General features: G+C 62.2%; 15 protein-coding genes. 7 read left to right on the forward strand and 8 right to left on the reverse strand.

All coding sequences use genetic code 11. The features are described 5' to 3' along the window. Positions 1–61: 61 nt before the first annotated feature. A complete protein-coding gene (gene sigE, locus PYR64_RS12705) occupies positions 62–685 on the reverse strand; it encodes an RNA polymerase sigma factor SigE (RefSeq protein ID WP_018776537.1) in 624 nt (207 codons plus the stop codon). A 235-nt stretch (positions 686–920) separates the two neighbouring features. Between sigE and PYR64_RS12710 the strand changes: the two genes are divergently transcribed. Continuing rightward, positions 921–1,553 (forward strand): O-methyltransferase, encoded by a 633-nt coding sequence (locus tag PYR64_RS12710; protein WP_026266969.1) that lies wholly within the window; start codon positions 921–923, stop codon positions 1,551–1,553. 98 nt (positions 1,554–1,651) lie between these two features. Here the strand turns inward: PYR64_RS12710 and PYR64_RS12715 are convergent, their stop codons facing one another. The 4 genes from PYR64_RS12715 to PYR64_RS12730 form a co-directional block, all read right to left on the reverse strand. Next, positions 1,652–1,819 carry a DUF3117 domain-containing protein gene (locus tag PYR64_RS12715; protein WP_064721643.1) on the reverse strand — a complete coding sequence of 56 codons (168 nt, stop codon included), beginning with the start codon at positions 1,817–1,819 and terminating at the stop codon, positions 1,652–1,654. Between the two features lie 228 nt (positions 1,820–2,047). After that, positions 2,048–3,223, reverse strand: coding sequence for a hypothetical protein (locus PYR64_RS12720; RefSeq protein WP_018776540.1), 1,176 nt, complete (start codon positions 3,221–3,223; stop codon positions 2,048–2,050). A 77-nt stretch (positions 3,224–3,300) separates the two neighbouring features. Next, complete coding sequence (locus tag PYR64_RS12725) at positions 3,301–3,642, reverse strand: DivIVA domain-containing protein (RefSeq protein WP_018776541.1); 342 nt, start codon at positions 3,640–3,642, stop codon at positions 3,301–3,303. Between the two features lie 18 nt (positions 3,643–3,660). Further along, complete coding sequence (locus tag PYR64_RS12730) at positions 3,661–4,497, reverse strand: TIGR00730 family Rossman fold protein (RefSeq protein ID WP_018776542.1); 837 nt, start codon at positions 4,495–4,497, stop codon at positions 3,661–3,663. A gap of 163 nt (positions 4,498–4,660) precedes the next feature. Here PYR64_RS12730 and PYR64_RS12735 point away from each other — a divergent pair, with 163 nt between their 5' ends. The 4 genes from PYR64_RS12735 (at position 4,661) to PYR64_RS12750 (ending at position 7,951) form a co-directional block, all read left to right on the forward strand. Further along, positions 4,661–5,416, forward strand: coding sequence for an amino acid ABC transporter ATP-binding protein (locus tag PYR64_RS12735; RefSeq protein WP_018776543.1), 756 nt, complete (start codon positions 4,661–4,663; stop codon positions 5,414–5,416). A gap of 55 nt (positions 5,417–5,471) precedes the next feature. Next, a complete protein-coding gene (locus tag PYR64_RS12740; protein WP_018776544.1) occupies positions 5,472–6,347 on the forward strand; it encodes a glutamate ABC transporter substrate-binding protein in 876 nt (291 codons plus the stop codon). 93 nt (positions 6,348–6,440) lie between these two features. Beyond that, the gene (locus tag PYR64_RS12745; protein WP_018776545.1) at positions 6,441–7,091 is read left to right on the forward strand and encodes an amino acid ABC transporter permease; all 651 of its coding nucleotides are present in this window, start codon (positions 6,441–6,443) and stop codon (positions 7,089–7,091) included. Then, entirely contained in the window at positions 7,088–7,951 is an 864-nt protein-coding gene (locus PYR64_RS12750) for an amino acid ABC transporter permease (protein WP_018776546.1), read from the forward strand. The genes PYR64_RS12745 and PYR64_RS12750 overlap by 4 nt, the downstream gene beginning before the upstream one ends. Positions 7,952–8,275: 324 nt before the next feature. Here the strand turns inward: PYR64_RS12750 and dapE are convergent, their stop codons facing one another. After that, a complete protein-coding gene (gene dapE / locus PYR64_RS12755) occupies positions 8,276–9,406 on the reverse strand; it encodes a succinyl-diaminopimelate desuccinylase (RefSeq protein WP_018776547.1) in 1,131 nt (376 codons plus the stop codon). An 85-nt stretch (positions 9,407–9,491) separates the two neighbouring features. On the opposite strand from dapE, the gene dapD reads away from it, so the two are divergent. Together dapD and PYR64_RS12765 are read left to right on the forward strand one after the other, a co-directional pair. Beyond that, positions 9,492–10,517 carry a 2,3,4,5-tetrahydropyridine-2,6-dicarboxylate N-succinyltransferase gene (dapD, locus tag PYR64_RS12760; protein WP_064721641.1) on the forward strand — a complete coding sequence of 342 codons (1,026 nt, stop codon included), beginning with the start codon at positions 9,492–9,494 and terminating at the stop codon, positions 10,515–10,517. Positions 10,518–10,530: 13 nt separating this feature from the next. After that, on the forward strand, positions 10,531–11,373 hold the full coding sequence (locus PYR64_RS12765; protein WP_018776549.1) for a hypothetical protein: 843 nt from the start codon (positions 10,531–10,533) through the stop codon (positions 11,371–11,373). A gap of 63 nt (positions 11,374–11,436) precedes the next feature. On the opposite strand, the gene PYR64_RS12770 is transcribed toward PYR64_RS12765, so the two are convergent. Both PYR64_RS12770 and PYR64_RS12775 read right to left on the reverse strand, forming a co-directional pair. Next, the gene (locus PYR64_RS12770) at positions 11,437–12,048 is read right to left on the reverse strand and encodes a hypothetical protein (RefSeq protein ID WP_018776550.1); all 612 of its coding nucleotides are present in this window, start codon (positions 12,046–12,048) and stop codon (positions 11,437–11,439) included. Positions 12,049–12,144: 96 nt separating this feature from the next. After that, complete coding sequence (locus PYR64_RS12775) at positions 12,145–12,768, reverse strand: TetR family transcriptional regulator C-terminal domain-containing protein (protein ID WP_039242245.1); 624 nt, start codon at positions 12,766–12,768, stop codon at positions 12,145–12,147. Positions 12,769–12,833: the final 65 nt, after the last annotated feature.

Below are 12,833 nucleotides of genomic sequence, written 5' to 3' on the forward strand. Positions count from 1 at the left end.
CGAAGCCAACTTTCGCCGGTACGAGGCTCCCGGGCGATGAGGACGTCGGGGCATCGACAACCTAGAGGATACTTGCGATGCGGGGCATCTTCAGGCGCGGCTTCCGGGCCTCGGCCGGACGGGGGTCCCGGTGGGCCAGTTTCTCCCGAAGCATGGTGCGGCCACGGTGGATACGGGACCTCACGGTGCCAAGCTTCACGCCCAAGGCTTCTGCGACCTCGTCATAGGAAAGACCTTCAAGATCGCACAGCACGACGGCGGCGCGGAAGTCGGGCGGGAGTTCCTCCAGTGCCCGCTGGACGTCGAGGTCGAGGTTGTTGTGTTCGAAGCTCTGTTCGGGGCCCGGCTCACGTCCGGGCAGCCGTGATTCCGCGTCCTCGGCAAGCGCGTCGAAGCGGATCCGGCTCTTGCGGCGGGCCTGGTCAAGGAACAGGTTGGTGGTGATGCGGTGCAGCCAACCATCCAGTGTTCCGGGCTTGAAGTTTTCGAGCGAGCGGAAGACCCTCACGAAGACCTCCTGGGTGAGGTCTTCGGCGTCGAACTTGTTGCCGGTCAGGCGGTAGGCAAGGCGGTACACCTTGGCGGAGTGGTTGGAAACCACTTCCTCCCAGCTGGGCATGACCCAGTCAGTGGCTGCCTCGAGGCCCTCCGATGTCAGGACTGGCGCAGCATTGGATGCCGGCATCGTCCACTCCCCTCAAACTGTGGTTCACCGATTATTCGGTGCCGCCCACCTCTTGGATGACCGGAGCAATATCATCCCAAGTTTGTCTGGGAATTTCCTGACTGGACATAGTTTTTCCCGCAAGGCTGAAAACATGGGCGGACACAGCGACGGGGCGCTTGGCAACGGCGGTCCAGCGGGGGCAGACACAGTAGTCTGGTACAAACACCCCTACCCGCGGAAAGCGAATCCCTTCATGAGTGCCGACAAGTCAAGCAGCTGGTCCTACGCAGAAGATCTGCCGGCTGAGGATGACGTCATGTTGCGCGCCCGTGAGCGTTCCTTCGAGTTGGGGGTAACTCCCGTCAGTCCCGGTGTCGGCGCCGTACTGACGGTGCTCGCTGCGGCCTCCAAGGCGCAGACAGTGGTGGAGGTTGGCTCGGGAGCCGGAGTGTCCGGCGTCTGCCTGCTGCGTGGCCTGAGCCCCCAGGCCGTCCTGACCACCATCGACGTTGACGTCGAACACCTCAAGGCCGCCAGGGAAGCGTTCCTTGAGTCCGGCAGCCCGGCCAACCGCACCCGTACCATCTCCGGACGTGCCGCGGATGTCCTGCCGCGGTTGACCGACTCAGCGTACGACCTCGTGTTCATCGACGCCGACAAGCCGAACTTTCCCAAATATGTGGAGCAGGCGATCCGCTTGCTCAAATCCGGTGGCACGCTTGTCATCAACGACGCCCTCGATAAAGACCGCGTCTCCAATCCGGCTGCGCGGGACGCCACTACCGTGGTCCTGCGCCAGATCGGCAAGGCAATCCGCGACGACGAACGGCTGGCTTCGGCGATGCTGCCCACCGGCGATGGCCTTCTGGTGGCCGTCAAGAAGTAGACGCTTGTGAGGCGCCGGCACCCCGCAAGGTGACCGGGCCCGCCCACAGGTTAAACAAAAGCAGGGCTCCAGCTCACGCCGGGCCCTGCTTCGCAACTCTATTCGGTCACACCTACGAGGCATTCCTTGAGGTTTTCCGCTTCGGCGGCATTGAGCTCAACCACAAGCCGTCCGCCACCTTCGAGCGGCACACGCATGATGAGGCTGCGTCCCTCTTTGGTAACTTCCATAGGGCCGTCGCCAGTCCGTGGTTTCATAGCCGCCATTAGGAAAATCCCCTCCATTTGTCCCAAGTCACGCCCAACCCGGCCGGGCTGGATCCGCGTCGCAATTGCAGCCGGCGGCACCGCTTGGGAGGCCGCCATGGCCGGGCACTGTTAGGTGCTTTGTCCTTGCTCTTGGTCCATTATCCCGTACTTACCCGCCCGTAGCGAAATCAACGGCCTATTTGTCCGGGCTTTGTACATATTCGCGTTCGCGGGCAAAGGTCCACGTCAGGGCGGATAGTCGCCTCCTCCGGGCAGCGGGGCCCAAGCCCACAGCCACACCACCCAGACAATTTGGAGGAGGACGAACATCACCACTGCCGTCCCCCGGTATGCCTTCGACTTTGACAGCGCAGCTGCCGCCAGGGCCAGGGGGAACAGTGGCAGGAGCATCCGGAAGGTGCTGGTCTGTGGGTGCAGGAAGACCAGGAGGTAGCCCATGTAGCAGGCACACCATAGCCGCAGTTCCGTCCCCAGCGCCCGCACCGGAGCGGACATCATGACCAGCACAAACAGACCGGCGAAAATAAAGGGCGCCAGGACCCCAAGCACGGGACCGAACAGCATCCGGCCGGTGTCGAACCACGGCTTGAAAGGCACAAGATCGTGTCCCCGCCATGCCGTTTCCGTCCGCGTATAGGCTGCCGGGTCGCCGGTCGCCGCCCAGGCTATGGCCGGCCACGCGAGGGCGCCTATCCCCGTTGCCACCACCAACGCTGCCAGGGAAACCAGGCTGCGCGTGGAGGAAGCAGTGTCTGTCGATGGCCGCCTGAACCGCTCCCACAAACGCCACAGCAGGAGCAACCCCACCGTGGCGGCAAAGGGCACGCCCGTCGGCCTGGACAGGCACATCAGAAGGACCACGGGAATCGCTGTCAGATAGCGGCGCCTGACCACCAGCAGCAATGAAGCCGCTAGCAGCAGCAGATTCAACGATTCCGCATAGGGCACTTGCAGAATAGGCGACACCGGGAAGGTAGAGACGAAAACAACGCCCCACAAAGCCGTGCGCTTCCCTGCGAATTCACGGAAGAGCTTGAAGATCACCAGGGCAGCGCCCAGCCCCGAAGCCATCGCGATAACCGTCAGGGCCTGGAGCGTGCCAAGGCCGGTCATGGCGGAGAGGCCTCGTCCCAGGAGCGGGAAAAGAGCGTAGAACGCCCAGGCGTTCTCCTTGACTACCCCGTTGGCATCTACCGGCAGGACCGAGGGATAGCCGTCATCGGCAGCCCGTTGGTACCAGCGTCCGTCCCAGATCGTGATGAAGTTCCAGTAGTCGGGGGCCGGTGGGAACCACGGGTTGGTTCCCTGCTGGAGCGCGGCCGCCATGAAGATGCAGGCACTGACCAGGCGGGCAGCCACAAAGATCAGCGATACCTGCAACCACCAGGGCCAACCGGACATCCTTGCCCCAGCATCCGCCGCGGCCCTGGAGAGCCTCGCAGCGGGTCCTTCGCCGTGCCGGGCCGGCGTCTGGACGGTCACTGCCCGGTACGGCCGGAATCGCCGTCCCCGGGCCGCTCCCGTACGAGCGCGCTGAGCCTCTCGATTTCGAGGTCCTTGGCCCGCAGCTGGTCGCGAAGGTCATCGAGGACCTGGTCCACCTGGTCCATTCGGTAGCCGCGCAATCCCAGCGCGAACCGCAAGGAGTCGACGTCGGACGGCCGCGCCTCGGCCGGTAACAGCACCGGGGGCAGGTTGGGAACGGGATCATCGAGGCCCGTACCGATCGTGCGCCCACGGACGATTCCGGCGCCGAGGTACAGCGCCGCACCAACCAGGACAATCGCGAGAAACACCAGGAAAAAGCTCACAGTGTCCATCGTGCCAGAAACACGCTGCTACTCGGGGCGCTGCTCGCCCGTAGGTGTGGGAAGCGGGGCACCGTGAAGCACCCGGTGAACGGCATCGGCCGGGTCGTCGACCAACTGGATCAAGTCGAGGTCCTTTTCGGACACCATGCCCTCTGCCACCAAGGTCTCCCGGATCCATTCGATCATGGGTCCCCAGAACCGAACACCCAGGAGGACAATCGGGAACGAGGTCACTTTGCGGGTCTGGACGAGGACCATGGCTTCAAAGAGTTCATCTAGGGTTCCGAGTCCGCCGGGCAGCACCACAAAGCCCTGCGCATATTTGACGAACATCGTCTTCCGGGCGAAGAAGTACCTGAAGTTGATCCCCAGGTCCACCCACTGGTTGAGTCCCTGTTCGAACGGCAGCTCGATACCCAGGCCTACGGAGACTCCGTTGCCCTCGACAGCGCCCTTGTTCGCAGCCTCCATGGAACCGGGACCGCCGCCGGTGATGACTGCGACCCCGGACTCTGCAAGTTTGCGCCCGACATCCACTGCCATCTCGTAGTACTCGGTCCCGGGCTTGGTGCGTGCGGAACCAAAAACACTTACTGCGGGGCCCAGGTCGGCCAGGGCACCGAAACCTTCCACGAACTCGCTTTGGATCCGGAGAACGCGCCAGGGATCGGTATGGATGAACTGTCCGGCACCGCTCGTATCCAGCAAATGCTGGTCCGACATTCCCGTATCCGCCTGTTTGCGCCGAAGCTCCAGAGAGCCTTTGTGCTTGGCGGGCGCAATCTCCGAAGGCAGGGGCACGTGGGTGGTCCTGTCGTGGCCGTTGGCATCCGGGTTGGGAATTGAGTGCTGGCTGATGCTCATTGCCCAAGGCTAGCGCTTATGGACGCCAGCTCCATCGCAGCGACCCGCGGCTTGCATTGCAGTCTGGTATATGGCTGGGGAGGAGGTTTCTGTTCAGTCACGATCTTCAGGAACTTGCCGTGACCGTGGTCATATTTGCTTCTTTGTTCGCTAGATTCTTCGTATGACTACTCAAGCGTCCGGCGATGCCCTCGTCTCCCTGAACGGCGTCAACAAGCACTACGGTCAATTGCACGTCCTGAAAGACATCAACCTCCAGGTCCGGAAGGGCGAGGTCGTGGTTGTTATCGGACCTTCCGGGTCGGGTAAGTCCACGCTGTGCCGTGCGATCAACCGTTTGGAAACGATCGACGACGGCGATATCGCCATCGACGGGAAGAAGCTTCCCGAAGAAGGCAAGGACCTCGCCCACCTGCGGGCCGACGTCGGAATGGTTTTCCAGTCCTTCAACCTGTTCGCCCACAAGACGATTCTTGAGAACGTCACTCTTGGGCCGATCAAGGTCAAGAAGGTCGCCAAGGGCACCGCGGACAAGGAAGCCATGGCCCTCCTTGAGCGTGTAGGTGTCGGGCATCAGGCTCCGAAGCTGCCGGCACAGCTTTCAGGCGGACAGCAGCAGCGTGTGGCCATAGCCCGCGCCCTTGCCATGAAGCCCAAGGTGATGCTGTTCGACGAGCCGACGTCCGCGTTGGACCCCGAAATGATCAATGAAGTCCTGGACGTCATGATCCAACTGGCCAAGGAAGGCATGACCATGATCGTGGTGACCCACGAGATGGGCTTTGCCCGCAAGGCTGCCGACCGTGTGGTGTTCATGGCCGACGGCCAGATCGTGGAAGACGCAACCCCTGAGGAGTTCTTCACCAACCCGAAGAGCGACCGCGCCAAGGACTTCCTGTCCAAGCTACTGACCCACTAGCTCCTTACAGCCCGCACCCCCGGCCGTAAGGCGGCCATCCAATGAAAGGAACACCATGAAGTCTCTTATTACCCGGAGGAAGTCGCTCCTGGTGGCCGCTTCTGCTGCTCTTGCCCTCACGCTGAGCGCGTGTGGCGGCAGCAGCACCACCACTCCCCCTGTCGCCTCGGCGAGCTTCGAAGCCGGTACCACCATGGAAAAGCTGAACAAGGCACAGAAGATCACCATCGGCACCAAGTTCGACCAGCCGCTCTTCGGCCAGAAGGGCCTGGACGGCAAGCCTGTCGGTTTCGACGTTGAAATGGGCAAGGCAATCGCCGCCAAGCTGGGCATCGCCGCTGACAAGATCGAATGGGTGGAGACCGTGTCGGCCAACCGCGAACCATTCATCGAACAAGGCCGCGTAGACCTTGTCATAGCGACTTACACCATCAATGACTCCCGCAAGGAAAAGGTTTCCTTCGCGGGCCCGTACTACGAAGCCGGCCAGGCTCTCCTGGTAAACAAGGACGACAACTCCATTACCAAGCCAGAGGACGTCAAGGGCAAGAAGGTCTGCTCCGTCACGGGCTCCACCCCTGCCAAAACCATCGTCGACAAGTACGGCGCCGAACTCGTTCCGGCAGCCAACTACACTGCTTGCCTGGAACCGCTCCGCAATAAGCAGGTTGTCGCTGTTACAACGGACAATGTGATCCTTGCGGGCTACGTCGACAAGGAACCGGATGCCTTCAAACTGGCATCCGAAGAAACCTTCACCAAAGAGCCCTACGGCATCGGCCTGAAGAAGGACGACACTGTCTTCCGCAACTGGATCAACGACCAGCTGGAGGAATTCGCCAAGGACGACACGTACAAGAAGGCCTGGGAAGCAACCGCGGGCAAGGTCATCAAGACAGTCCCCGACCTGCCGAAGATCGACCGCTACTAAAAGAACCGGTGGCTGTCGCCGTCCTCTGCCGGGGCGGCGACAGCCTTTCATCTTTAGGATTCAGTCCTTTTTCCGCCACAGACGAAGGAAGCCATGGACGCCATCTTCGAGAGCCTTCCCCAATATTGGGACGGATTTCTCCGAACCCTGTTCCTAGCTGTTGTTTCGGGCGTCATTGCCCTAATCATTGGCACCCTCCTGGCAGCAATGCGCGTGTCGCCCGTTGCCGCCCTGCGCGGTTTCAGCACGTTCTACGTTGAAGTCGCCAGGAACACTCCCCTCACTATTATTTTCTTCTTTTCCGCCATCGTGCTGCCCCGTCTCGGCGTCAAATTTGAACAGTTCGAAGTCGCGGCAATCATTGCTCTCAGCAGCTACACCGCCGCATTTGTCGCAGAAGCCGTGCGCTCGGGCGTCAACAGTGTTCCCGTGGGCCAGGCGGAAGCCGCACGCAGCGTCGGAATGACGTTCACCCAGGTCCTGGGGCTGGTTGTCTTGCCCCAGGCGCTCCGCACCGTTGTACCCCCCTTGATCAACATCATGATCGCGTTGGTCAAGAACTCATCCGTTGCCGGCGCGTTCTTCGTACTCGAACTTTTCGGCTATGGCCTTCAGCTGTCCAATAGCCGGGGCGACGCAGTCATGTGGATCCTGATCGGTGTGGCCTTCTTCTACCTCCTGATCACTGTGCCGCTCGGACTTCTTGCCCACTTCGTCGAGAAAAAGGTGGCGATTGCCCGATGACTTCCGTTCTCTATGACGTACCCGGCCCCAAGGCCAGGCGCATGTCCCTCGTCGCCTCGGTAATTGGCGCGCTCATTATCCTCGGTGGAGTGATCGGCGCCATCGTCATCCTGTCCTCGCAGGGCATCTTCAATGCCTCGCGATGGGAGGTCTTCGTCAACGAATCCGCCAAGGACGTCTGGACGCAGCTGGGCTTGGGTCTGCTGGCCACCCTGCAGGCCGCAGGTGTCGCCGCGGTGATCGCTTTTCCGTTGGGCGTCGCCTTGTGCCTGCTCCGAATATCACTGATTCCGTGGATACGTATTCCCACACAAGTGGTTCTCGAGTTCCTCCGCGGCATGCCGGTGGTTCTCATGATCTTGTTCGTACTGCTGGTGTTTGCCACGAGCCCGTTCGTGGCCGTTGTCAGCGGCCTCGTGTTGTATAACGCAGCCATATTCGCTGAGATCCTGCGAGCCGGCATTCAGTCCCTCCCGAAGGGGCAACGTGAAGCGGGCCTGGCGATTGGTCTTCGCAGCTTTCAATCGCGAATGAGCATCGAGTTTCCGCAGGCTATCCGGCGCATGCTCCCCTCGTTGGTGGCACAGCTGGTAGTCCTCCTTAAGGACACTTCCCTCGGGTACATCGTGGCCTACGAGGAACTCCTGCGTAAGGTGAAGCTCATTTCGGACCTCGAGCCCAGCCTCCTGTTCTCCGCCTTCTTTGTCGGAGCAGCCATCTACATCCTGATAAACCTCTCCGTTTCGCGCTTGGCCATTTGGATCGAACGCCGCGGATCCAGGAAGGCAGCCGGCGGCATGGCCTCCGCCATCAAGACGGTGGATCTCCAAGTCAACGCAGCGGGCACGGACAAGAAGTAGTCTCACGCACCTCGAACTCTCTCAAGAACGAAAAACCCGGGATGCCGATTCTTTCCAGAATCGGCATCCCGGGTTTTTCACGCTGATGAATCGGATATCAGATAGTTACGCACGGCCTCGAGCTTATGCTTTCAGGACCGAGCCCACTGGACACGTAGATATTGACCTGACCGCAATATGTCCCTGCACCATTCATCGGCGCAAGCGGTGTTTTGAACGCCAATGCAACGAGGTCCCACGGCGGCAGCTGGGAAGTCTTGCACTCCCATGCGAAGGAGGCCCGCAGCCAAACTGGCTGCGGGCCTCCTTCGCGTCATGGGCAGGTTATGCCGACGGCGCCAACCACGTCCTCAGTGCACGGAGGCACTCACGGATGGCGTCGGCGTCGACGTGTTCGTTGTCCTTGTGCGCCAGCAGCGGATCGCCGGGGCCGAAATTCACCGCCGGGATTCCCAGCTCGCTGAACCGCGCGACGTCGGTCCATCCGTATTTGGGTTTCGGCTCGGCGCCCACTGCGGCAACAAAGGAAGCAGCCGCTGGGTGGTTAAGTCCCGGTCGCGCGCCGGCAGCGGCGTCCGTGCGGACGACGTCGAAGCCTTCCAGGAGTTCGCGGACATGGGCCTCGGCCTCATCCGGGGTCTTGTCCGGGGCGAAGCGGTAGTTGATTTCCACCACGCAACGGTCCGGGATCACGTTGCCGGCGGTTCCACCGTTGATCTTCACCGCGTTGAGGCTCTCACGGTAGTCCAGGCCGTCCACGTTGATGGTCCTGGGCTCGTAGGCAGCCAGGCGTTCAAGAATCGGGGCTGCAGCGTGGATGGCGTTGACTCCCATCCAGGCCCGTGCGGAATGGGCCGTCTCACCGAGCGTGGTGGCCTCGAAACGGCTGGTTCCATTGCAGCCGCCTTCCACCGTGCCGTGGGTTGGCTCCAAAAGGATGGCGAAGTCACCCTTGAGCAGGTCTCCGTGGTTGCGGACCAACCTGCCGAGGCCGCTCTTGACCGCTTCCACTTCCTCGTGGTCGTAGAAGACGAAGGTGACGTCCTTGTCCGGCTGCGCTCCGTCGTCGAACAGTGTTGCCGCAAGGGCGAGTTGAACTGCGACGCCGCCCTTCATGTCAGTGGTGCCGCGGCCGTACAGGACACCCTCCCCCGGCGTGCCCGATTCCCAGGTTGCCGGTACAGTGCCGAGCGATCCCTCGACGGTGGGCAGGGGAACAGTGTCCAGGTGGCCGGCAAGGATCACCCGTTCAGCTCGCCCGAGTTCGGTCCGGGCAATAATGGCATCGCCATCGCGGACCACCGTGTAGGCAGGGATGGCGCGAAGGGCAGCCTCCACGGCATCGGCCAGTTCGGTCTCGTTGCCGGAGACGGAGTTGAAGTCGATGATCGCGGCCGTCAGCAGGGCAACATCCTGGCGCAGGTCAAGAAGGGCGGGAGCAGGGTTCAGGGTCACCCGTCCAGCTTAATGCCAACAAATGCGACTTCACCGGCATGAGACGCGTTTCAGCCGACCTCCGCCTGCTGGATAGACTTGGCCCATGACTGAAACTGCTTCCTCCGCTGCGCCCGCAAACGCGCCCACCAACGATCGATCAGCTTACGGATTCGGCCTCGCCACCATAGCCACTTCGGCATCAGGGGAAGCAACCGTTCTGGACGTCTGGTTCCCGGCACCGTCACTGGGCGTTGCCGCAGAGACCCTGCGTGACGTCGACAACGCCGACCCCGCACTCACAGCACTGGCAGAAGAGGGCAAGGACGCCGACCGCGGCACCGAGCAGAAAGTGGTCTTCGCACAGATCGACCTCGACGCCGCCCCCGCGGACACGGCCGACGCCTACCTCCGGCTGCACCTCCTGTCGCACCGCCTGGTCAAGCCGAACAGCATCAACCTGGACGGCATCTTCGGAAAGCTCCCCAACGTGGTCTGGACCAACTTCGGTCCGGCCGCCGTTGACGGTTTCGAGCTGACCCGCGCCCGCCTGCGCAAGCGCGGCAACGTCGTGGTCTACGGCGTGGACAAGTTCCCCCGCATGGTTGACTACGTCGTCCCCACCGGTGTGCGGATCGCCGACGCCGACCGCGTCCGCTTGGGTGCCCACCTTGCCGAGGGCACCACGGTGATGCACGAAGGCTTCGTGAACTTCAACGCCGGAACCCTGGGCACCTCCATGGTGGAAGGCCGCATCTCCGCAGGCGTCGTGGCCGGTGACGGTACGGACGTCGGTGGCGGCGCATCCATCATGGGCACCCTCTCCGGTGGCGGCAAGGAAAAGATCGCATTGGGTGAGCGTGTTCTCCTCGGTGCCAACTCCGGTGTAGGCATCAGCATCGGAGATGACTCCGTTGTTGAAGCCGGTCTGTACGTCACCGCGGGCACCCGCGTCCGCGTCCCGGGCCCCAAAGACGAAAACGGCGAAGACACCAGCCAGATCATCAAGGCTGTGGAACTCTCCGGCGTCCCCAACTTGCTGTTCCGTCGCAACTCCACCACCGGCGGCGTGGAAGTCCTCCCCCGCAAGGGTCAGACGGTGGAGCTGAACGAAGCGCTTCACGCCAACTAGCAGGAGGATATCCGTGCGCCGGTTCCGCCGCGCCATCGTAGCGGTGCTGGCTCTGGCCCTGGTGGCAGGCGCCATCTACGCGATCGTCGCTGTACTGCAGCGCTCCGAGACCCTGGTCACGGAGCGCTGCACCGCCGTCGTCGGCTCCGAAAGCCACGAGCTCGCCACGGACCAGGCTGCGAATGCTTCGCTCATCACTGCCATCTCGGTCAAACGTGGCCTGCCGCCCAGGGCCGCGAGCATTGCCTTGGCCACTGCCATGCAGGAATCCAGGCTGCGCAACATCAATTACGGTGACGACGCCGGCCCTGATTCCCGGGGCCTGTTCCAGCAGAGGCCCTCACAGGGTTGGGGCACCGAGGCGCAGATCATGGATCCGGTCTATGCCAGCAATGCGTTCTACGACGGCCTGGTCAAGGTGCCCGGCTACGAGACCATGGAAATCACCCAGGCCGCCCAGGCAGTCCAACGCTCGGCCTTTCCCCGCGCCTACGCCCAGCATGAGCCCATGGGCCGGGCCTTCGCATCCGCACTGACCGGACATTCGGCGTCGTCACTGAACTGCGAACTGCGCATGCCGGAAGCGGCAGGCGACCCTGCCGTCGTCGTGGATGAACTCACGACGGCGTTCGGCACCCAGGCGGCCACCGTCCAGGGCCGCACGGTACAACTGGAGCTGACGGGCACCCAAGCCTGGGCTGTAGCCCACTGGGCCGTTGCGAATGCAAAGGCGTTGTCCATCACGCAGGTGGATGTCGCAGGCCAGACCTGGAACCGCGAAAAACGCGATGGTTGGCAAGCTGGCGCTGCATCTTCGGATGCTGTCACCATCACAGTGTCAGCTCCCACCACGTGAGTTTTTGTACAGCTAATGCCCTTAAGAGCGCTCCTTAAGGGCATTAGCTGTACAAAAACTCCGTCAGGCGAGCATCTCAACCACGGGCTGGACGTAGCTTCGGAAGGCATCCGGCTGGGACATGAGCCGGTGGCTCATGATCATCGTGTCAGGCTCCAGGTACCACGCCCGGGGCTCGTTGAGCGGCAATTCGATGATGGTGAGGTCGAAATCCCGGGAGCTGCGGCCCACCTCCAACAGCCGGTCTTCCACCATTTCGCTGAGGACCTGGTTCAGGCCGCTTGCCGCTCGTTCGGCTTCAAGCCGGGCGTATTCGTCAATCCTGTCCGTGGCCCATCCCAAGGCCGAGCCGAAATGGGCTTGGAGGACCCTCTGGAGCGCCGGCGAGTTACCGAAAGCCTTGAAACTTGGAGGCTCGAGTTCGGACACCGGCTTGGGGTAGGACTTCACCAGGCTTTCCCACCAGGCTTCCCATTCGGTTTTGAGGGCGTTGATGCCGCCCACGTCGGAGGTGAGATGGCTATGGTCTGCGTGTCGGACTTTGGGGTCCGCGTGGGAGAGGCTCGGCTTTCCCGCGCCGTCCAGGCCGGCAACATCGCGCAAATACAGTGCGATGAGCATCGGTCCGGACGTGTCCATGGTGATGCGCCACCCTTGGCCGTCTGATACGTGCATCCCAAGACCTCCATCAGCAGGATACCGACATCACCCAGTCTATTCCTGATGGGCTGCCCTGTCCCATGCCGATAGCAGGGCTTTGGCGTACCGGCACTAGGACTCCGCTGGCTCCGCCAACGTCTTCAAGTGCGATGCCAGGACGTCACTGCATACCTCGGCCGTCATCCACTCAGGCTGAAGCAAGGCGTGCATACAGAGCCCGTCCAAGGTGGCCAAAAGGCGCTCTGCCTCCGTCACCAGGGTTTGCCTGGCATCGGCCTGGCCGGGGTTCAGAAGCAGGATCAGCCGCCCAATGGCGGCTGCCACGGTCCTGTGGCTCCGCTCAGCTTCCGGGGCGAGGACGGGCTTGATACGGGCGGCATGCCTGAAGGCCATCCAGACACAGGCGTCTACGGCGAGTTCCTCATCCAAAGGCAGGAACTGTCCGAGGAGATTCAGGACGGCTGCGTGGTGTCCCGGACTGCCGGCGACTTCCAGTTCAACGTCGGACAGCGCCGTCTCGAGGCGCCCGGCGATGCGGTCAATGACGACCCCAAAGGAGAAGACCAGTAGTTCGTCGCTGCTGGCAAAGTAATGACGTACCGAGCCCACGGCCAGTCCGGCTTCGTCGGCTACTTCCCGGAGGGATGCCCGTTCCAAGCCATCGCTGGCAATGATCCGGAATACAGCTTGGACGACTTCCTGGCGCCGGGCTTCGGCATCAACAATTTTGGGCACCAGTCGTTTTTAGCACGAACGTGCTTCAACACCGCTCAATACGAAGCGGCGTGGCTCCGATTTCC

It is taken from the genome of Paenarthrobacter sp. Y-19 (assembly GCF_029223985.1).
Taxonomy (GTDB): domain Bacteria; phylum Actinomycetota; class Actinomycetes; order Actinomycetales; family Micrococcaceae; genus Arthrobacter; species Arthrobacter nicotinovorans.

Coding starts and splice junctions, on each gene's coding strand:
- sigE (WP_018776537.1), bottom strand. CDS start 685: ATGCCGGCATCCAATGCTGCGCCAGTCCTGACATCGGAGGGCCTCGAG.
- PYR64_RS12710 (WP_026266969.1), top strand. CDS start 921: ATGAGTGCCGACAAGTCAAGCAGCTGGTCCTACGCAGAAGATCTGCCG.
- PYR64_RS12715 (WP_064721643.1), bottom strand. CDS start 1,819: ATGGCGGCTATGAAACCACGGACTGGCGACGGCCCTATGGAAGTTACC.
- PYR64_RS12720 (WP_018776540.1), bottom strand. CDS start 3,223: ATGTCCGGTTGGCCCTGGTGGTTGCAGGTATCGCTGATCTTTGTGGCT.
- PYR64_RS12725 (WP_018776541.1), bottom strand. CDS start 3,642: ATGGACACTGTGAGCTTTTTCCTGGTGTTTCTCGCGATTGTCCTGGTT.
- PYR64_RS12730 (WP_018776542.1), bottom strand. CDS start 4,497: ATGAGCATCAGCCAGCACTCAATTCCCAACCCGGATGCCAACGGCCAC.
- PYR64_RS12735 (WP_018776543.1), top strand. CDS start 4,661: ATGACTACTCAAGCGTCCGGCGATGCCCTCGTCTCCCTGAACGGCGTC.
- PYR64_RS12740 (WP_018776544.1), top strand. CDS start 5,472: ATGAAGTCTCTTATTACCCGGAGGAAGTCGCTCCTGGTGGCCGCTTCT.
- PYR64_RS12745 (WP_018776545.1), top strand. CDS start 6,441: ATGGACGCCATCTTCGAGAGCCTTCCCCAATATTGGGACGGATTTCTC.
- PYR64_RS12750 (WP_018776546.1), top strand. CDS start 7,088: ATGACTTCCGTTCTCTATGACGTACCCGGCCCCAAGGCCAGGCGCATG.
- dapD (WP_064721641.1), top strand. CDS start 9,492: ATGACTGAAACTGCTTCCTCCGCTGCGCCCGCAAACGCGCCCACCAAC.
- PYR64_RS12770 (WP_018776550.1), bottom strand. CDS start 12,048: ATGCACGTATCAGACGGCCAAGGGTGGCGCATCACCATGGACACGTCC.